Source organism: Nitrincola salilacus, from assembly GCF_046271865.1.
GTDB lineage: Bacteria > Pseudomonadota > Gammaproteobacteria > Pseudomonadales > Balneatricaceae > Nitrincola > Nitrincola salilacus.
On sequence record NZ_CP176580.1, the window covers coordinates 3,790,973 to 3,811,992 of the forward strand.

Genomic DNA, 21,020 nt, shown 5'->3' on the forward strand with positions numbered 1-21,020 from the left:
CCGGTCAAATCAGACTTGCTCCGCTTAGCTCAATGTCGTCGTGTGAATGTGTGATATCTTAAGAGTGTCTACTGGGCTAGCGCCCAGTAGACATCCGCCTGAGGTCTTGTTAAAGCTTGACACCCAAAGCGATATCGTAACCAGCAGGAACACTGCCTTCTGGACGATGCGACTCATCCCATGGCGTATACTTCATCTCAACCTTGGTAAAGTTCAGTGTCACGGTCTCATTAGGCCGGTTGTTCTCGTCTGCCGTTACACTGTAACCACTGATCAATGTATTGGTCAGCGTATATTCCATGTAGGTTTCAATACCATTAGGGCTTGTTTGCACCATATGGATCAAAGCTGTTTTTCCTTGTCCGACACAGGCTTCCGAGAAGAAAACAGGCGATGTTTTGTCCATTTTCGTAGTCAGCGTAATTTCACTGATATGCGGCGACGTAGACTCACGATCTTTGCCCTGGCCTGGTTTAGTCGACAATGTACGACTGATGTTCCAATTCATTGAATCACACTCAACCCAGTTCGTGTGTGATGACTCAGTTACGTCACCTTCAATGCCGTCAATCTTGAGATATATAGCCATGTAAACATCCTTTTAGGTTACATTTGAAAAACCATCCTGCGGGAATTTCACCCCAGCAGGGCTGGCAAAATTTACAGATACACGTTTTCCAAAACCTGCATCCATACAAAACCTACCTTTCTATTGCACAGCAACAGAAAAACAGATCTATTCAGGGGTGGCTGGCTCTTCCGGTTGATACTCAACCCATGATTGGAAATAGCCTTCATCACCACAATTCATACCACTGCGGCAGAAGTTTGAATTAAACATAAACTTGGCAAACCAGTTACGTTCGGTTTCAGGTATTACTGCTTTAGTGCTGCTACTGAAACCAAACTGGCTCAGACCATAAACACCTGTATCCGCAAAAAAAAGACGCCCTTGTTCTGACAGATAGCGCCCTCCAGTCAGCGCTGAACGGCAGCTACGACGCCAGTCGATACCCAGTCCACCAGGCAACTGAACTGCGGAGCCGACATGCACATTCGATTGCTCGCAGTCGCTATCCAAGTCGCTATCCAGATTGTTCAGTATTGAGCTGGCATAAGCTCGGATACCCTGCCCGGCAGAAGAAAAACCAGCATCTTCCGCAGAGTCTGTCAGCACCAAGACACGAATATTGCGAAACCCGGGTTGCTCCCCAGGAGCGCCGCTACCCTCGGGAGCCAACACCAGTATATTGCCGTGATGAACCGAGTGCGCCGTCATGGTTAAAGGCTGATAGCTTTCCGGCAACGCAAAGCGGAAGCTATCAGTGTCTGCAACAGACAGGCTTACATTCAGATACAAGATCAACGCCAGCAGTAAGCGCAAGATACTGGTATGCTTCATGACGCTTGTTCGCTTCGCTCGACACAGAACTGACCCATGCTGTCGACTGACAAATGTAGCGTGCGCAGAGGCTGTTCGTCAGTCAGAGCATTGAGCAGTACCAGAGAAAGGGCGGGCAGTATCTGCTTACTGATGATATGAATAGCATTACGGGCACCAGTATCAACTTCTTTGCAACGTGAGACGATGGTCTGTAACAACTGATCATCATAGCTGAGCTGAATACCATGCTCTTGCGCAATACGCTGTACAATTTTGTTCAGTTGCAAGAGAACTATACCGGTCATGGCTTCGTCCTCCAGTGGCAGATATGGAATGATACGCAGTCGCCCCAGAAATGCTGGTTTGAAATAGCGTAACAACTCTGGTTTGATAAGAGATTCCAGCTGCTCAGCATCTGGCAGCGTATCCGGATCGGCGGCCAGACTTGTCAGGGTTTCGGTACCGGCATTGGAGGTCATAATGATCAGAGTGTTGCGAAAATCTATGTCCCGACCCTCGCCATCTTTCAGTGTGCCTTTATCGAACACCTGATAAAAGATATCCTGAATCCCGGGATGCGCCTTCTCAATTTCATCCAATAGCACCACGCTGTATGGCTTGCGGCGCACGGCTTCTGTCAACACTCCGCCCTCACCATATCCAACATAGCCAGGAGGCGAGCCCATCAGCAGAGAAACCTTGTGTTCTTCCTTATACTCAGACATGTTGATGACCGTGAGATTCTGCTCACCGCCGTACATAAGATCCGCCAACGCCAACGCCGTTTCGGTTTTGCCCACCCCACTGGTACCACAGAACATGAATACAGCCAGCGGCTGTCGTGGATCAGACAAGCGGGCGCTGGATACCCGCACGCTCTCACTGACACGATCCAAGGCATGATCCTGACCAACGATGCGTTTGCCGAGATCTTCACGTAATGACATTACCCGTTGCACGTCACCGGACAGCATTTTGCCTGCCGGAATTCCCGTCCACGCTGATACCACTTCCGATACTACCTGTACATCAACATGTGGTCGTATCAATGGTTGCTCACCCTGCAGCCGCTGCAGTTGCTGCTGCAGGTAACTCAATTGCTGTTGCAGCTCGAGAGCATTCTCAGGAGACTCATGCAGTCGATCGCGCACAGCCACTATTTCATTCACCAGCTCGCTCTCAGCCTGCCAACGCTGTTCAATAGCCTGACGCTCATCCTCCAGAACAGCCAACTGACTCATTAAATGATCCAGTGCCGGATGAGCGATAGCATAAGCCTGCTGCTCCCGCTCAAGGCCTTTGATCTGAAGACTCAGTTGTTGAATAGAGGCTTGCACATCTTCCAGGCGCGAAGGGCTGCTTTGATGCTGCATACTGACACGCGAACACGCTGTATCCAGCAGCGAAATACAAACATCGGGGAGTTGTCGACCACTGATATAGCGTTTACTGAGCGTAACGGCACCCTGAATGGCCTCGTCCAGAATCATCACACCATGGTGTTTTTCGAAGCGATCAGCCACGGCTCTTAACATCGCTGTGGCCTGTTCAATGGAGGGCTCTTCAACCTTGACCACCTGAAAACGTCGGGTCAACGCGGCATCTTTCTCAAAGTATTTCTTGTACTCAGCCCAGGTCGTCGCAGCAATGGTCCTCAGCTCACCTCGCGCCAGTGCAGGCTTAAGAATATTGGCCGCATCACCCTGGCCACCATTTCCACCAGCACCCACCAAAGTGTGGGCTTCATCAATAAACAGGATAATGGGCACCGATGACTGCTTCACCTCTTCAATCACCGACTTGAGACGCTGCTCAAACTCCCCTCGAACACCTGCACCGGCCTGCAGCAGGGTCAGATCCAGAATCCGGATCACGACCTGCCGCAAGGCTTCAGGTACCTGCCCTTCAATCACCCGTTGTGCCAAACCTTCTACAATTGAAGTTTTGCCGACACCCGCCTCCCCTGTCAGGATAGGGTTGTTCTGGCGGCGTCGACACAGGATATCGATCACCTGACGCACCTCTGCTTCGCGGCCAACCACTGGGTCTATATGCCCAGCCCTCGCCCGAGCAGTAAGATCCAGGGTGTAGGCATCCAATGCTGAAGGTTTTCCGAGTCGTGATGCAGGCTGGGCCACACCCGTCTCCAAATGTGATTCAGTGCCGTCCTCAACTGAACTCTCGGTAAACGAAGCAAACTCTTGACGTGCCAAGCGCTGCCCGTCACGTACGATGCCATCCAGATCAACCTGTTGCAGCGATGCGCAACGTGACAACATAAGCAATCTGAGAGACTCATCCTTGAACAGCACCACCAGACAGGCTGATGAAGCGATGGCAGGAAATCCATACTCCAGGCTAGATAACATCCAGGCCTTTTTGAAAACCTCGATGACCCTGGACGAAAAAGCAGGGGCTTGGCTATTGCCCTGATCAAAATGGGCAATATTATGCTCCATCTCTTCAATTACCCGCACAGCATTCAAGTTGTACGCTGCCAGAAGCCTGGCCAACTGATTGGACTCGGTCCTCAGCAACCCAATCACCAGATGCTCCAGCTCAACGGCGTAGTGACGATGTGCCACAGCTACCGAGGCTGCCGTTTCGACACCCTCGCGGGAAGTGTCCGAAAGTTTTCCGATCAGAGCCCTTGCATTCATCCTTCAATCCCTTTGTTCAGATTCAATATAACTGTTTTGTCTGCGTCAATCGGCACCTCATCCTCTTCCGGTGATGAGCCCTGCACAGCCTTAAGATCACCAGCGGGTGCACCATCACGCTGTTGGTCAAAGAAGTTTTCCAACTGCTCAGCCAGATCATTGAACTGGGATTTAAGTGTGCCTATCTCATCCTTGCGTTCAACGTTCAGGCGGGTATAGAAATTGCCGGCATAAAGACTTTGTAGCGCATCACTCAGCAACTTGATTTGCCCGAAAAAATATCGATAGATCAAATATACGACGGCAACGACCAGCGCACAGATCAGCAAGATAAAACTGAGTAAATAGAGAAATGTTTTGTTGACGATACCATCCAGATTTTCTGACTTGATCCCTACGTAGATCCGCCCCAGCGTGGAGTTGGCATACTGAATCCGACCAGAAAAGCGATAAACTTCTGAACCAGACTCACCCGATGGATAGTGAAAAACATCGTACTGTGAGTCGAGTTGTAACCGCGCAAGCCCAGGTGGCGCCTGATAATAGTCGCCCGGCTCAAGAGAATCGGTGGAAGCCATGATGCGGTCTTCGCTATCCAGCAGATGAATATAGAGAATTTCATCTGCCGCCGAAAAGCGATCAATGATTGCGCTCATGGAGGCGCTATCACCCAACAATACCGGCTCGGCCAGATGATCATGCATCTGAGCAACAAACATGTCGCCATAAGAAACCAGAGTATTGCGCAAACTGGACGAGAGCTGATTAACCGTTAAATACAGCAAAGCGGCACACAGCATGCCAAAAAAAAGTGCGACCAATCCCGTATTACGCCACGTGGTACTGATACGAAAAGGCAGTAACCTGCCATCATCCTTGAGCTCAGTACTCAATGCATCCAGCTGTTTAAGCAATTCAGTAGCGGACTCGTAACGAAATGCCGGATTTTTATGCAGCAGTTTACGAATCACTTTCTTCAGGCTGGACGGTATCTGTTTTGATTCCAGATCCACCTCTGAGCGCTGAATCAGTTCATCAAGGTCTTTCAGGGTACTGGCCTGAAATGGCAGCTTTCCAAATACCAGATAGTAAAGCAGCACACCTATTGAATAGAGATCACTCTGAGCGGTTGGTCGCTGCCCCTGCAACTGCTCAGGTGCCATATAGAATGGAGTGCCAATGACAAACGCATCATCCGTCACAACGGATTCTTTCTGATAAGCCACACCGAAATCGGTCAGCTGTACCAGCCCCTCATCATTGATCAGTATATTGCTGGGCTTTATGTCCCGATGATAGATGCCCTTTGCATGAGCATGTTCAATTGCCTGAAGTAACTGCGCCACAATACGTAGTGACTCTTCGATGCTCAAGTCGGGATTATCTTCGAGCCAAGACTCGAGATTACGGGATTCGAAGTGCTGCATCAGGATAAAGTGCACCTCATCCACATGCCCGACATCGAAGATGGAGACAATATTCGGATGATGCAATCGTCCTGACAGCTGAATTTCATTCAGGAAAAGTTCAACGCGCTGAGCATCTTCAGCAAACTCCGGTTTCAGGAGTTTGATCGCCAGATCACGCTGTAGCTTGGGGTCATAGGCCAGATAGACCTGAGACATTGCCCCCTCACCCAACATCCTTTTAAGCTGATATCGTCCTAAGGACTCCATTCCGTCTCTATCCTGTTTGTCCATGTCCGGTTAACGTAAAACACACGTCATCTGCATCCATTCCGGGCTTCCTGCCATCGAGCCACGAATTGTAGCCTAAGCGAGTGGCTTTGATAAGAGTACCCTGACTCAAAGTTGCAACTGGCACCTCTGAACTGCGTAAAACTGGCTGCACATCCACATCAAATCCGATACCAAGATACTGCTCGATCACGTCACCAACCAGCTGATAGGTCGGCCCACCAGGCTGCAATGCATCAAATAGGGTGTAATTTACAGGGCGAGTGGTTATGAGCAGACTCATGTTGCCATCGATAATTTCATTTCCGGCAACAAAGTCACTTCCCAGACTGGAAGCTCTGCTGCCAAGCCGGTTACATTCATCCTCGGGCAGTTTATAGCGACGGGCATAAAACTGGCCAATAATGACCTCTACGCCCATCACTTTCGACAGAATTGCTTTTAATCCCGCTGAATTTTTTCGCTGATTGGAGAAATAACCGCAGAAATAGCTGGCCACCTGTGTCAATACGGGGGCCTGTTGAAACGCTTCAAGATGCGTCCCGGCAAAACCTGACACCAGATTTTCACCACGAAACGCAGACTTCTCTTCCAGACGCTGCCGCCGCTCATGAATAAAGGGGTAGCGATTCCGGTGCCAGGCTGTAAATAAAAAAGCCAGAGTTCGGCTGTTCAGCGCATCCAGATAGACTCGAAACGCATGATCACCCTGTCGCGCACGCTGATGTAACAGTTCTGTATAAAAAGGTGGAAGTACGCCCTGACTACCGAACAGCCCAAACATGGCAACCCTCAAGCGGTTTTTGCCCGGCATATCAGCATCATTACTGATAGCAATGACTCCCTGAGGACTGAAACTAAGGTCCGATTGCTGAATAAAGCTGATGAACTGATGTTCCAATGGATGATCGGACGGCATCAAGCCTGTCTGACGTTTCTGAGTCGCCACATACAGGCTTTCAGCTAAACGCACCAACTGATAGAAATCATACTCAACCGGGCGATATCGCAAATATACATTCAGATCAAACATTGCTCCCCCGTTCTGGGTGGCCAGACAAAATATGCTTCCTCTGACTGACTGAGCTGAACATCCAACTGAGTGAAGGAGTTGATGCTGGTATAAACCGATAGAAAGCGCTCCAGCACCGTGCAGAACAGAAAAGGACTGGTACCGGGGAAATTGTTGGGATCGAGCCGAACACTGAAACGGCTTCCTCGACAGAAAAATGCCATGCCGGATGGAGATAGAATCCGCCGTGCTTCAGGCACTATGGCCAGCACCTCCAGAGCTTCGATCATCTTGCGGGTTTCAGGGCTGTTTTTGAAATCGTAAAGTGACAGGATCTCTTTAAGAATGCTGCTTGAATCAGCCGGATTGCCGAGGCTCAGGTAATTCAAATTCAGATGCGAAATCAACTTCCAGTGATGCCCATCCCGGTCATAGTCGACGATTGCAGGTTTGACCGGCAAACAGATCCTGACATTTTCCACCCCTGGATTGGCCTCAAAGAGCGACAGGTGAGACAGCTTTCCAAGCTTCCATAACTCATGTGGCAAATTACCATTGGTTACCAAACACTCAAGCAACAGTAAATGTCGGTTTGAGCTCAGCACATCCAGAGGCAGATTGTGCAACGAGATTCCGGCTTCCGGCCCTGCTGCATCTGCCTCATTCAAGTCATGACTGAAGTGCCAGAAGGGACGACCGGAATAATCTGCATAGCCTTCAAAATCGAAAAATCGACTTAAGGGTGTTGCGTGATCACTGCCGTCTGATAGCATCGCCGACTCTATCGAATAGACTTTCATATCCTGACGGTTTCGGGCATCCGCAACCACTGGGTAAGCTGATCGGGTATGGCTGATTCGGATTGGCTCCGCCATGTGAGAATAGAGATTGACCACTGGTGTGGCATTCAGTTGGAAATGCTCGGCCGTGATATGCGATGCGATTTCGTCATATGCCCTGTTCAGATAGAAGAACAGGCTGAATGTCTCGCCATCGGAAACCAGTTGCTGCAAAGATGAGAGATCCAGCTCTACAAACAGAAATTTTTCGGGAAACACAAAGAACTCTGACAAGAGCCTGTACCCGGGAAATGACTGCTCTGAGTAGATCCAGGCAGCTTCATCCGGACTGAACCCGACTGCTTTAATAATATCCTTGGACAAAAGTATTGGCTGGGTATCCAAAGCACTCTTCGCAAGAGCCAGGCTGCTGACCTGGCTGAACAACAGTTCGTAGAGTTGATAAGCTATGTACTTGGGGGCATTCAAATAGATCCGCACACTCTGTAACGCGCTTCCTGCAATGGCTTGAGCATCCAGTCCGGATCGATCAAAAGCCAGGTGCAGGACTCCTGCCATCTGATTCACACACGAGATCTGAGGTGCATCAAAAGGTGCTGGCTGCAACACTGCCTGCGTTATAGACAGCGGCATCACATTCACATCATAGAGCGTACTGAAACGACAGTGCCGGTCCAATGATGCAGAGGACTCCAGCAGACTACCCCGTGGTATATGAACGACAGTGGATAAATCTGGTGAAGGCTGAAAACTGACCACCGTATGACTGGGTAACGGCTTCAAATAATGAGGATAAATCAGGTCAAAGATGGCTTGATTCAGTTCCGGATAATCATCTTCCAGTTTGGCCCGAATGCGTGCATTCAATAAGGCGGTTGCCTGTACCAGACGTTCCACATGCGGGTCTCGACTGCCTGGTTCGCTTAACTGCAAACGATGGGCAATCTTCGGGTATTTCTGGGCAAAGTCTTCCCCCACTCGCTCCAGATAGTTCAGCTCTTTTTGATAGAGTTCGACTAATGCTGCTTTCATGGTTACTCGCTGATTCGGAAACGTCTGACAGTCGGTACAAAAGAGGCATTAAACATGACCAGTTCTGCACTTTCGTGAAGGGTCAGTACTGCATCAACCTGAAAGGCTATTTGTGTCCGTTGCAGCGTCGATTCTTTTATCGACACCCGGACTTCACTGAAACGCGGTTCATTTGCGCGCAGGGTTTTCAGCAGTATCAAGCGTAATTGCTCCACACTGTCTTTAGAGGCAACGTTCACTGAGGAGAAATCCACCACCCCGAAACTGAGCAAAGTATCAAAAGCCACCTGTTGATAGAAATCAGTATTCATCTTTGAATTCAGCACTTTTTCCAGGTCAAGCAAAACAGACTCCATGTAAAGGCGGCTCTGAACACGTGGTGAAATCGGCTGATCCTCTGCAAAATCAGGCTGATCATCCAGAAATCTGCTCAGAAACGTGACAGACATGTTCAGCTCTCAAACTCAACAGCCCTGAGCTGGCTGACTGCAATCAACTCATCATCAAGACAAAACACCTTCTGCCCTATGCCAACAATACCGGATGGCAATCGCTGGGCATCCCAATCTGTTGTATTGAGATTAACAGCCCCTTCAGGGGCAAACGGATAGATATTGAGATGCAACAGTGTTTCTTGCCGGGATGGATCTGAGTGGGTTGTTTTCCAGGTAACCGTGACACGCTGCAACAAGCAGTCCAGCGGTTTTTTCGGTGGCTCAAAAGTCAGACTTGCCAGTTGCTCCATCGGGATTAAACGGTATTTACCCTGTGGCGATATACACTCGATAAACCCTCTCAACAGATCATCTGGATCCAACCACTCACCCTGTTTTATAGCTCCATCACTGGTGTGAACACGGGCCTGTCGTGTGGTTTCATCGCTGTTGTTGTCGTCTGCTCCTTCAAGGACTCCAGTCAATCGATGCAACAATACTTGTAATGACTTTTCAGACATATCTGATACATCGACTTCAACCAGTTTGCGCTGATTGAAAAACAACTGTCTGGACGACAACGCCTGAGCGATCTGGTTGTAACAATGTACTGAAAAGGCTTTTTGCACATCTGGTGCAACGGCAAGCTCAAGCAGGTTCAAATGTGTGAGAGCTTTTTCATACTGTCTATCGAGAAGGTATAACTGCACCAATAAAAATCTCAGCCCCTCATCACCCGCCTTGGCTTTAAGCGCCAACTGCGCCTGTGACAAAGCTCGATCAAGTGTTCCCTGGTTAAAAAATCCTAACACGCTGTCCATAACTTTCCTCACTCATTCCTTAAGCCGCTACGCACGACATCCGTTGAAAACAGTAACTCTGTTTCAACACATTCCAATTGATAATGGGGTGTCAGCCTGACGACACATTTGAAAACACCAGCCTGACCCGGCAACTCGAAGACGCTGACTTGCGCTTCGCGCAGGGGATACTTGGCCAGTAAATGTTCTGATGCATCACTGGTAGACATAACGTATTTCAACAGCCAGTTCTTGAGAAAAGCCTGGCACTCATCAACTGAGGTAAAGCTACCCACCTTGTCTCGCATCAATATTTTCAGATAGTGCGAAAAGCGTGAGACACACAACACATATTGAAGCTGTGCGGCATACCTAGCATTATGCTGAGCAGCGTCATCATCATAACCAGGTGGGTTATGCACACTCGGCGCTGTATACACAACTGTTTTGGCACTGTTGGTTGTGCTTGTCAGACTGATGAATCCATAATCAGCCAACGACTGTGACAGCTCATCATGTACCAGTTTCTCAGTTTGTAAACAGGGATAATCATCCACAAGGCTGGAGAATCCACTGGCGTTCTCATTGATCGTTGCACCATGTTCTTTTACACCACAGATCTCAGCAAGCCACCCTGTCGCTTCATAGCAACTGGCTAATGTGCGCCCCAGTGAATAGACCGGGCTCATCCAGGTGAAACAGCCTGAGCTTCGCGTCGCCAGAGCCTCTCTGACTATAAAACCACTGTCAGAACGTAAATGAACAGGTGTATCGATCAGTACCCTCGGCAGCGCCATCCCGATAAAGCGAGTATCAAGGTGTGAACGAAAACGATTCCACTTGAGGAACTTTAACTGGCGATAGGTTGTATCCAGATTGATTCGTCCCGATAGCTGATCATAATCATCCAGGTCCAGTAATGCCGGGGGTGCTCCCAGGAGAAAGGGGCAAAATGCTGCAGCCCCTATCTGGGCCAGATGCTGAAGGTAACCTATATAGGTATTCAGTGACGCCTGGGTCTGTAAATTGACCTGATGATCACAGAGGACAACACCATAAGGCCGGCCACCCGCTGTCCCAAACTCTTGACTGTAGATCTTGTGAAACAGATGGCTCTGGTCAAACTCGATCGAACAGTCAAAATCCTTGAGCAGTTCAGCGTAGGACATATCCAGCATACGTACTGAAACAGATGTAGCTGACGTACCCTCAACCAGATACCTTAGTCCATACCAGCCGGATTTCAGAGATTGAAAATCCGGGTGCACCGTAATTTCATGGAGCAACTGACTGATCTGCTCATCAATATCGGCAATACAGCGACTTACCGCCAGGCGTTGTGCCATGACGTTAAGTCGCTCTGCAGAACCGGTGGCATCCATTGGGTGAATCACCAGGAATCAGTCCTTCCCTAGCTGTGGAATCTTAGCAACCATACGCATGGATACTGTCAGTTCTTCCAACTGTAACCAGGGTCGCATCCAGGCAACCACATTGTAAGATCCCGGCTGACCTGGCACCTCAGTGACCATGACCTTGGCTTCTTTCAGCGGGTAGCGTGCTTTCATTTCCGGACCGGAGTTCGGGTTGTCGTTAACATAGTTCATCAGCCAGCGATTCAACCAGGCTTCGACATCATCTGCCTCCATAAAGCTACCGATCTTATCCCGAGCCATGACTTTCAGGTAATGCGTAAACCGTGAGGTGGCCATCATGTAAGGTAGACGGGCTGATATCGCCGCATTGGCTGTTGCTTCAGGGCGATCGTACTTCTTGGGTTTCTGCGTTGATTGCCCGCCGAAAAATACCGCGTAATCAGTATTTTTATAGTGACAAAGTGGCAGGAAGCCCAGCTTTGAAAGTTCAGCTTCGCGTCGATCTGTAATACCGATTTCGGTCGGGCATTTCAGATCCAGATCTCCATCATCACTGGTGAAAATATGCGCTGGAAGATTTTCCACTTTCCCGCCGCCTTCTGCTCCTCGAATTGAGGTACACCAACCGGTTGTCGAAAATGAATAGGTCATCCGTGTACCCATAACGTAGGCTGCATTCATCCAGCAATAGTCATTGTGCTCCAAGGGCAGGGCTTTGCCATCCGGTCTTTTAAGCCCCTCTTCATAGTTGAACGCATCAATCGTCAGTGTTTCCGAGCCATATGGCAGTCGCGCCAGCGCACGCGGAAGTGTCAGGTTTACAAAGCGCGAATCTTCTGAGCCACGGAAGCTGCGCCATTTGATGTACTCTTTTGAGTCAAACACCTTTTCCAGATCACGAGGGCGTGACAGCTCACTCCAGCTCTCCAGCCCGAACAGGCTGTGATCCGCAGCCGAGACAAACGGACAGAACGCCGCCGCAGCCACGTTGGACATTTTCGCGAGCAGCTCAATGTCTTCCGGATGATTAGTGAACTCAAAATCACCGATCACAGCACCAAACGGCTCGCCACCCGGTGTACCGAACTCATCCTCATAAATTTTCTTGAAAGCTTCGCTCTGATCAAATTCGACAGCCCGATCAAGATCTTTATAAAGTTCACGCTTGCTCAGATTCAAGACACGTATTTTCAGGTTTGTATTGGTTTCTGAGTTAAAAACCAGATAAGAGAGACCGCGCCAGGAACCCTCGAGCTTTTTAAATTCCTCCGCGTGCATGATCTCTGCCAATTGCGAAGAGAGCTTGCTGTCGATCTGAGCAATGGCACGGTTAATGGTTTTAGCAATATTGCGATCCCAAACCACAGTGCCTTCCTGCACCTCATCAACCAGATTCCGAATCAGGTCGCGGGTGTCATCTGCACTGGTTTGCTTGGTGGCAGAAATCACTCGCTCAAGAATATCACCCTCTTCAACGACCCTTGCCTCTGCACTGCCTTGTGTCTCAAACTGATTCATCGTTGCCTCCTTTCTCTTCACCTTTCAGACGTTCTGACAGTCGACTCACCTCATCTGTACTCTGCAGTACATTTTCCAGCAGCGACTCAAGCTCCTCGGACCGGTCTGCCTTGGTCAGAAGATCACGCAGTTTATTGCGAGTATCCAACAGCTTTTTCAGCGGTTTAACTTGCTCAACAATATTACCCGGCTCAAAATCTTCCATCGATTTGAAATTGAGATGGACCGACATGAGGCTATCGTCATCGGCCAGAGTGTTTTTGACTTTCAAACTCAAACCGGGCTCCATTTTCCTCATCACGTCATTGATGTTATCTCGATCAATCTGGATGAATTTACGCTCCACCAGCGGCTTCTTGGCCGTCGTCGAATTACCAGTGAAATCGCCCATGACCCCCATCACAAACGGCAGCTCTTTCTCTACCATTGCGCCTTCGGTTTCCACATCGTATTTGATATGAACCCTTGGTTTGCGGACCCTTTCCAGCTTTTTGTGAATACTTTCATTCATAATGATATTCCCTTATTTTTTGATCACTTCGACACCAGTGATCTTGTTGAAGTTTGCGCGAGCGCTGTCGTCTGTAATCAGCTCACCGATCAATTCTGGTAAACTTAAATCCCCCCACCGATTGATGCGTTCAAGGTTGTAGGCAATGGGCGAATGCGGTTCAGTCTCTTTGAAGAAGACAATCAGTTTTCGAATCAGGACAAATGCTTCATCACGGCTCGCAGGACGATATGCATCCGGATTAAATGGCTGTCCAGAAAACGAAGCTGACTGCGATCCTGAATCAATAGGCATGGCTGGCTCCGCAGATACTTCTGCATCTGAAAGGTCGGAAACAGAGGTCAACCCAGACAGATGAATGGCCCGGTCCAGCGCTTCCTGAAGCAGCCCTTTGATCAGGGATGACGGCGGTGATTCAAGTCCACATTGTTCATAGAGATAAGCATCAATCTTTACAAAACTGTCCAGACAGCGCTGAAGTGTATTCACAGCTACTCGGTGCACATCATTGCCAAGTTGGGCTGTTTGAGAGCGCAACAGCTCATAATCCGGTAGCCCTTTACGTTTCAGCGCTTCTTTTTTCTGGGGATCTTTGGTCTCAGATACTTCAAATGCCTTGATACAGTCCAGTAATGAAATACTCTGGCCTTGAGGAAAAAGAGGTGCCATGCGTAACGGCATGATCAAAGCGCCTTCAGAGGATATTCCGTTAAGGCCGGTTAAAGGAAATAGCGTCGATTCGAAGCCATCTTCATCCTTTGGATAGAGATCCGGCCAGTATCGAACCAGCAACTGATGCAGCAACTCCAGGCTTTGCGCTAATCCAGGAAAGCCTTCCAGTCGAATAGACGCTTCAATCATCCAGGCAACGACTTCAATATCCTTACTACCTACTTCGAGCAGCCTGGTTGCACGTTCAAACAAGGGACGCCAACCCGTATAACCCGCATAAATATCCTCAATACTCAGGGCCTGACGTTCTTCGTTTCTCAGAGCATTGCGCAGATCTTTTAATAACTGATACTCCTCAGCCCAATTGCCGGTACGCAGATCTTCACCCTGTGGCATTTCATCCGATATCGGCTGCTGTAATACTCGCATGTCCATATAGCCGTCCTGATTCCATTTATTCACGAAAGCGATTCAACCAGCACTCGCAACGTACTGCGTTGCTCTTTTACTGACTGCGTATCGATCAGTTCTTCGAATTGATTGGTGCCAGACACACTGCTGACCTCGAGAATAATGCTGTCTTGCGGAAGAAAACTGTCAATCTCAGCCGTCAGCATGACAAAAGGCAGATTGCCCAGGCCAGCCAGGCGAACCTCTTCCACGCGAATATTCAAATCACTGAGCAGCGTATTCAGTTTCGGGTTTGATTCCATAACCTGGTGTATCAGCAGATAATGCAACAGATAGTCTTCCAGACGATTACCTTCTATCGCTTTGCGTTGCTGCACCTGATCTCTGAAGTCACGTAAATCAAAGCCCGTATAACCAAGAATCCAGCGGTTCGGGGACAAAATATCAAATTGCTGAAGCTCAGCATGTTCATCCTCTATCACGCGTTCATAGCCAAACTTGTATAGACTTGGCGTATGTGAATACACATCAACCGGAGCCGACAGTGCTTTTTTGAGGTTAAAAGGCTCCTCTGACGCAACAGCCATATAGCGTTCCTGGATAAGGTTGAACGCCAGATCATCATTGGTCACATTTGTCTTGCCCTGACCATTGATATATTTCCCCAATACACTGACCGGAGAAAAGGAACCTGTCAGGCAGGACAGATACACTTCCAGGCGTTGCTGCAGAATACCGGAGAGTTTCCGGGTCATTCGGCGGCTGGCAATCAATTCAGCTGTATTCATCTCATCCCACCTACGATTCAATATCACTCAAACGCGCATCAAGACGCGCTGCTCTTTCCATATACTGCCGGGCACGCTGGTGTTCCGGCTCTATGTTCAGCACCTGCTGAAATTTTTCGATTGCATCGCGTACCTCTTGAGCGTGAAAATGGCTGACACCCTCACGGTAAGACACCTCCACAAGTGTTTCTCGCAGGTGCTCGAACAGTTGCTGGTCCCGCTCAGAATCAGGTTGAGCTCGCAGCACTCGATAAGCAGCCTCTGACTGCCCGCGCTGATGTAATTGCTGTGGTGTCAGAGGCTGGGGAGCAGGTTCTAACGAAATTGTCTGATCAGAACTCTGGCTGGTTTCCTCACGTACCTGTGCCTCTACCGGATCAGAGGATGTTGCCGACGCAATTTCAGGTTGCCTCTGAGTAATCTGTCTTGATGTGGAGTTGGCACGGACGGCAGGGGGCGATGTTCTGCGTGTATTTGTGCTTGGCTGATGGTAGTGTCCCAAGACCGGCAACTGGTTCAAATCAGGTACGTAGAGCAGTCGTGATTCCTGATAATCAGAGTTAAACTGGGCATTGTAGCGCTGCAGCAGCACGCCATAATGCCTGTTGCCATAGACTCGCTCAGATACATCAGGAAGTGACTCATCCACACCAATGGTGATTCGCCGAACCCCTTCGCTGCTCATCGGGGAGCTCAGCAAACCAAACAGATCAGTTGACTCCAGTTGAGCAGCAACCGCCTTGCTGTCATCATTAAAGGGATCCGCAAATAGAGACATACGCAGATGTTTCAAAGCAACCTGCTCGTTATTTGAGAAGTACAAGTCACTGAAATGCTGCAGATTCGCACGACCTCCTTCACCTGCATTTTCTGTCAACAGGCGCACACCCACCTGATGCAAACCTTTGTAGAAATCCATCAGCTCTGCTTCACTGGTTACCTCAACTGTCATCAACGGTTCTGGTTGCTGATTTCCAGAAGTACAACCGATCAGCATGAGCGATCCACATATCAATAGTAAGCCTGTTCTAAGCATCTGCCTTCCCCACGATCACTGCACTGACATTGTCGGTTGCGCCCCTGAGTACGGCAGAATTGATCAGGGTTTCAAGAGCTGACGCGTAGTCATCTGCGTAATAAAGTGACTTCCCCATCTCCATCTGGTCAATTACGTTGTAGAGCCCGTCAGAGCACAGCAGAAAAACGTCCTGGGCCAGAACATCAATCTCCAACATTTCAAATTCGAGCTCTTCCTGGACACCCATTGCCCGCGTCAGTATATGGTTTGCCGGATGGGTCTGAGCATTTGCAGCAGCGCTTTCATCCAGAAGATGCTGGCTTTTCAGTGCTTCATACTGGGTGTGATCAACGGTCACCTGTTCAAAATAGACGTCCCGCATCCGATATAAACGACTGTCACCCGCCCAAAGCACGTAGCCCCGGTCCTTAAACAACACCAGGATGATAAATGTTGAGCCAATGATTTGTTTTGACTCAAACATTTCATTCGATATTGAAAAAATGATCTGATTTGTCTTTTTAAGTAAATCAATCAGTTTGTTGATAAACGCATCGACAGAGTCGACCTGCTCTGCCTGCAGATCTTCCAGTGACTGGGTGATTAAACTGCTGGCAACACCTCCTTCAAGATGTCCACCCATCCCATCAGCCACACACCAAAGGCCCAGAAGATCATCAGCGTAGATTCGGTCCTCATTGTTCTGCCTTACCGGTCCCGTAATACTTTCGCTAACGCTGACCCAGCGATCATCGATGCCCCTTTCTCCAGGCTGGGTTATTGAATGCATCGCTTTATCACTCATGTCTTACCGGTTCCCTGGTTAAAATCGACTGATAGTATTCGACAGGCGGCATACCCGCCGTGTTATACAACCGCTCCGGACGATCGAACTCCCACCAGCAGGAGTATGCAATTGTGTCCGGATCTGACTTCGTATCAATCCTGCCGGGAGTCATGGATGGACATCTGTCCAGTGCAGCTGCGAACTCAGCAATGACAGGCTTTGACAACAAAGCATCAAAGAGAAGATCTACCTGCTTGCGACCATGCAAGGCTTCAATCTGCTCATCAAGGACCACTTGCATGGCCTGGCTCAACAGCTGCTTATCCAGTTTAGAGAAGTCGGCATGCCCCTTGATCAAGAGGCCGCTGAACAGCGGAAAGTAACGCCCAACACGATCAACACTCGGGATCATGACACCATAAATGGATACTGAGTCCGGGCATTTCGCGTGTAATACAAAACAGCAAGGATCGGCTTTAAGGAAGGCTTGCAACCACTGCTCCCGCCCTAACGCATGCTCGGTTTCAGACAACACCCGTACCGACCATTGGTGCAGTTCCGTTTCAACTGCGGCAGGAAAGTTCAGCAACACATAATCTGAATGTGCCGGCAACTTGCCATAGACTGCGATATTGAAGCCCATTAGTGACACCTGATTGACTTGAATAGATTGGCGTCAAACGGGTTATAGACACTTCCCGCAACCAGCTCAAAATTAAAGCGATGACCTGAACGAGTCGAAAACTCGATGAGATAACGCTCACTGTCAAGACGGGTCATACGACCATGATCAAACAGTCTGAACAATGACCAGTCCCCACGTTCAGTGATGGCCTCAGTATCCTTGGACGTTTCTATAACCAACCGGGAGAAGGACTGAGTCGTTAGATTAGCTGATGGCCAGTCAAAGCGTCGGCCCAGCTTAGGACCATGTGCATAACTCATCTCTTCATTGTCGATCACCAGGGATATTTTCAGTATTTCCGGATCAACATCACGCGGGACCAGCTCAAAACTCAGAGATGGTGTGTTCCCGCCTGGACCAAAAAACATATTCTGTATCCTATTGCTCAGCTCAACTTGCCTGAGCAACGTATTCACGCCGGCTGACTCAAATCCTGTCACTTGCTGCCATCGCCATGGAGAGCGGGAGCGGTCCACGTAAGACGATAAATAGGTTTCGAAGTACTCATCAACAATGCCACCAGCAGCGAAATAACTTGCCAGATCTCTCATGGTTATTTCTCGTGAGGCACCCGTTGCAAAGGGGTACCGCCCTTCGATCATGTCGCGACAGACTGGTACTACATTGCTCGCCCATTGGTTTTGGACATAACTGCGCGCCTGAGAACCTGTCTCCGCTTTAGCAGAGTCCAGCAACTGAGCGAGCCAGGTTGATAAGGGCCTGGGCATGCTGGCTACATCCATCTCCAGCTGTGTGATCACTTCACTCATTCCCTGATGATTACTGGCACGCATCCAGGCTGAGCGCTCTGCATTCACTGAGTGCTGCAATCCCTGCAAGAAGATTTTCAAGGTATCCAACTGAGAAAAAAGTGCAGTAAGTCTTTCAGGCTCATTCTCATCTGTAGAGATGGAATAACGGTTAATCTGGGCAAAGACCGGTAGCACTTCCAACGACATCAGCGCCAGTAGATCATCGCTCAGCACAGCCATTGAAGCAGCTCCCTGCTGATCATTCGATGGCTTGGCAGCTTCACTCACTGAGCTGAAGAATGTAGAAAATTCCGTATTTGCTCTGACAATACCGAGTAGCTGCCTGATAGGCGAAGACTCACTGATCAGCACATCAATGGCACGGGCTTTTGCCTGAACATCTTCAACATTATCCAGTTGGATAGCATGCAGTGTATCGAGCCAGACTTGCTGATATTGCTGCAAGTACTGCCTGAAAAGCTCAGCCTTATAACGCTCTGCAAGTGCCTGGTCATACCCTAATATTGCGGCATCTTCCTTCAGCACTCTATCCAGAAAACCCGACTGTTGCGCAAAATATCGCTGAGCTCCGATTCGGGTATATAGCCCTTCTATCAGAGTCTCCTGCATGCTTTTGCCTTCTACCGCGAATATCAGCACGCCGTTATTGCCGACCAGATCCAATAATCGATACCCCTGACTGACGGGATCATTGGCGGCATGTGACTCCATCTGCTTCAACAACCTTGAGGATACCGGTTGCTGCAATAAACTCCGACGGCCATGCTCAATCAGCTCGGTATTCAATGATGGGTAATAATGCTTTGGCAGCAAGCCGATCAGCTGCTGGACATGTTCGTCCAGGGCCTCGCGTGAAGCAACGTCGTAGTGACGGAAGTAAGATTGGATATAACGACTGATAAAGGCTGGGTCCATTTCAAGCTGACCGCCCAGTATCTGATAAAATTTCAAATCATCAAACAGCCCTTCGTCCTTGCGGACCATCCGATCTTCAAGATGAAATACCAACCGTGGCAGCAGCAGATTGATCAGTGCACGTTCATATAACCGGACAGACTCCGAATGCATTTTCCCTGTCTGGTTCAAGCCAAAACCTGACATGAAGAGCCGCCCTGAATTTTGATGGCTATAGCCGAAGGGTATATCTCGTGTCTTATTCAGAATGGGTAGAATATGCTCAATATCATGATCAGTCTCCAGAAGCATTTGACGCTGCGCTTCCACTTCAGCGACTGCTTCATTGAAATATTTGAGCTGCTTGGTGTTCTGGTTAAAGTTATGGTACCAAAAAGCTATCAGACCAATACTTGTAGCCAGCAGGACACCATAGCAGCCCAGATACAACATCGAGCGAATTTTCTCAAACCGAGCATTATGGCCAGCCAGTCCCGCCTCTTTGAAAACGACCTCATTCAACAAGTCCCTGATAAAGTAACTCTTGCCCTTTCGTCCATCCGTATTACGGGTACGGCCAAGGTGCGCAGATAATCCACTGATGACTTTTTCCAGTACTGATCCATCTTGAACGCCGCTGGTAAAGTACACCCCGCGCAGCATCAGATTAGTTTCAAAACGCGTTGGTTTGAAGCTGGTATCAAGAAGCAGACTGATACGATCCTGTAAAGCTGCCGCCATGCGTGGAAACAGGTAAATATTGTCACGTTTGTTGATATCGACTTCGTTTCTCAGGCCATCCAGCACTTTGATCTGCAAACGCTCAGTCAACAGCTTATGCTCTATCAAATAACGACTGACCGGATCATCCTTCCGATCTGCCATTTTGAAAGTTGCGCCCCAGACCTGGTCTCTGCCTTCGCCGTCCAGATGGCCAAAAAACTCCTCAAATCCGGGTAACAGATCCAGTTTGGTGAACACCAGATAGACAGGAAACTCTATTTTCAATTTATCGTAGAGTTCATAGATCCTTTTTTTGATGAGATAAGCGTCCGCAACAATATCCGCTTCGTCTTTGCGAACCAGATCTTCGATGCTATAGGCCACTACAATTCCATTAATCGGCTTACGCTTTCGATACTTTGCCAGCAGAGACAAAAATGTATTCCAATCTTTTTTGTCTCTTGCTTCCTGATTATCCTGAGTGGTGAAACGACCCGCAGTGTCCACCAGAATGGCTTGATCGGTAAACCACCAATCACAGTTTTTGGTTCCACCGACACCACGAATCGATGCACCAAACTGATCCATCAGTGGGAAGTGCAGACCTGAGTTGATTAAAGCAGTGGTTTTTCCGGACCCTGGCGGGCCGATCAACATATACCATGGAAGGCTATACAGGTAGTTTCCACCCATACCTGGTCGTTTCTGCTTTTTCAGTAAACGGACCGCATCTTCAAACTTGGTTTTAAACTCTGCCTCATCAGCCTTGTCTGTCTGATCGCTTTGTTTATCGGAGGCGTTCTGAACCATACCCTGACCCAGTTGTTCATTACGCCTTCTGGCTAACACCCAGGTTCTGGCCTTATAAACGAGCGCAAACGCGAACATGGTGAAAATCATGCTCCCGCGCGCCAGTGCAGACTGGAAAGGGTTGGAGTTGCCCATAGATAGAGCGGGTAGCACAAACCAGATGATTGCCGACAACAACAGCAAAGCAACCAACCCCAAAAGGCCACCCAGATTTTTGGCCATTCCCTGAAACACC

At 49.0% G+C, this 21,020-nt stretch carries 17 protein-coding genes; all 17 read right to left on the bottom strand.

The genetic code is table 11. The features are described 5' to 3' along the window. Positions 1 to 109: 109 nt before the first annotated feature. The gene (locus ACK3CJ_RS17550; RefSeq protein ID WP_409523502.1) at positions 110 to 589 is read right to left on the bottom strand and encodes an Hcp family type VI secretion system effector; all 480 of its coding nucleotides are present in this window, start codon (positions 587 to 589) and stop codon (positions 110 to 112) included. 147 nt (positions 590 to 736) lie between these two features. Further along, positions 737 to 1,402, bottom strand: a complete 666-nt coding sequence (locus ACK3CJ_RS17555) for a hypothetical protein (protein WP_409523504.1) — start codon at positions 1,400 to 1,402, stop codon at positions 737 to 739. After that, positions 1,399 to 4,044, bottom strand: a complete 2,646-nt coding sequence (gene tssH / locus ACK3CJ_RS17560; protein WP_409523505.1) for a type VI secretion system ATPase TssH — start codon at positions 4,042 to 4,044, stop codon at positions 1,399 to 1,401. The genes ACK3CJ_RS17555 and tssH overlap by 4 nt, the downstream gene beginning before the upstream one ends. After that, on the bottom strand, positions 4,041 to 5,669 hold the full coding sequence (locus ACK3CJ_RS17565) for a protein kinase domain-containing protein (RefSeq protein ID WP_409523506.1): 1,629 nt from the start codon (positions 5,667 to 5,669) through the stop codon (positions 4,041 to 4,043). Before ACK3CJ_RS17565 ends, tssH begins: the two co-directional genes overlap by 4 nt. A 58-nt stretch (positions 5,670 to 5,727) precedes the next feature. Next, entirely contained in the window at positions 5,728 to 6,774 is a 1,047-nt protein-coding gene (gene tssG / locus ACK3CJ_RS17570) for a type VI secretion system baseplate subunit TssG (protein ID WP_409523507.1), read from the bottom strand. Continuing rightward, complete coding sequence (tssF, locus tag ACK3CJ_RS17575) at positions 6,762 to 8,585, bottom strand: type VI secretion system baseplate subunit TssF (RefSeq protein ID WP_409523508.1); 1,824 nt, start codon at positions 8,583 to 8,585, stop codon at positions 6,762 to 6,764. Before tssF ends, tssG begins: the two co-directional genes overlap by 13 nt. Positions 8,586 to 8,587: 2 nt before the next feature. Continuing rightward, the gene (gene tssE, locus ACK3CJ_RS17580; protein WP_409523509.1) at positions 8,588 to 9,034 is read right to left on the bottom strand and encodes a type VI secretion system baseplate subunit TssE; all 447 of its coding nucleotides are present in this window, start codon (positions 9,032 to 9,034) and stop codon (positions 8,588 to 8,590) included. A gap of 2 nt (positions 9,035 to 9,036) precedes the next feature. Next, a complete protein-coding gene (locus ACK3CJ_RS17585) occupies positions 9,037 to 9,840 on the bottom strand; it encodes a type VI secretion system accessory protein TagJ (RefSeq protein ID WP_409523510.1) in 804 nt (267 codons plus the stop codon). A gap of 8 nt (positions 9,841 to 9,848) precedes the next feature. After that, positions 9,849 to 11,213 carry a type VI secretion system contractile sheath large subunit gene (gene tssC / locus ACK3CJ_RS17590; RefSeq protein ID WP_409523511.1) on the bottom strand — a complete coding sequence of 455 codons (1,365 nt, stop codon included), beginning with the start codon at positions 11,211 to 11,213 and terminating at the stop codon, positions 9,849 to 9,851. 6 nt (positions 11,214 to 11,219) lie between these two features. Then, positions 11,220 to 12,713 (bottom strand): type VI secretion system contractile sheath large subunit, encoded by a 1,494-nt coding sequence (gene tssC, locus ACK3CJ_RS17595; RefSeq protein WP_409523512.1) that lies wholly within the window; start codon positions 12,711 to 12,713, stop codon positions 11,220 to 11,222. Next, positions 12,700 to 13,224 carry a type VI secretion system contractile sheath small subunit gene (gene tssB / locus ACK3CJ_RS17600; RefSeq protein WP_409523513.1) on the bottom strand — a complete coding sequence of 175 codons (525 nt, stop codon included), beginning with the start codon at positions 13,222 to 13,224 and terminating at the stop codon, positions 12,700 to 12,702. The genes tssC (ACK3CJ_RS17595) and tssB overlap by 14 nt, the downstream gene beginning before the upstream one ends. Before the next feature lie 12 nt (positions 13,225 to 13,236). Next, positions 13,237 to 14,331, bottom strand: a complete 1,095-nt coding sequence (tssA, locus tag ACK3CJ_RS17605) for a type VI secretion system protein TssA (RefSeq protein ID WP_409523514.1) — start codon at positions 14,329 to 14,331, stop codon at positions 13,237 to 13,239. A gap of 23 nt (positions 14,332 to 14,354) precedes the next feature. After that, on the bottom strand, positions 14,355 to 15,095 hold the full coding sequence (locus tag ACK3CJ_RS17610) for a hypothetical protein (RefSeq protein ID WP_409523515.1): 741 nt from the start codon (positions 15,093 to 15,095) through the stop codon (positions 14,355 to 14,357). A 10-nt stretch (positions 15,096 to 15,105) separates the two neighbouring features. Next, on the bottom strand, positions 15,106 to 16,047 hold the full coding sequence (locus ACK3CJ_RS17615; RefSeq protein WP_409523516.1) for a hypothetical protein: 942 nt from the start codon (positions 16,045 to 16,047) through the stop codon (positions 15,106 to 15,108). Between the two features lie 76 nt (positions 16,048 to 16,123). Then, complete coding sequence (locus ACK3CJ_RS17620; protein ID WP_409523517.1) at positions 16,124 to 16,918, bottom strand: PP2C family protein-serine/threonine phosphatase; 795 nt, start codon at positions 16,916 to 16,918, stop codon at positions 16,124 to 16,126. After that, positions 16,911 to 17,543 carry a type VI secretion system-associated protein TagF gene (gene tagF / locus ACK3CJ_RS17625; RefSeq protein WP_409523518.1) on the bottom strand — a complete coding sequence of 211 codons (633 nt, stop codon included), beginning with the start codon at positions 17,541 to 17,543 and terminating at the stop codon, positions 16,911 to 16,913. The genes ACK3CJ_RS17620 and tagF overlap by 8 nt, the downstream gene beginning before the upstream one ends. Beyond that, the gene (gene tssM / locus ACK3CJ_RS17630; protein ID WP_409523519.1) at positions 17,543 to 21,007 is read right to left on the bottom strand and encodes a type VI secretion system membrane subunit TssM; all 3,465 of its coding nucleotides are present in this window, start codon (positions 21,005 to 21,007) and stop codon (positions 17,543 to 17,545) included. Before tssM ends, tagF begins: the two co-directional genes overlap by 1 nt. Positions 21,008 to 21,020: the final 13 nt, after the last annotated feature.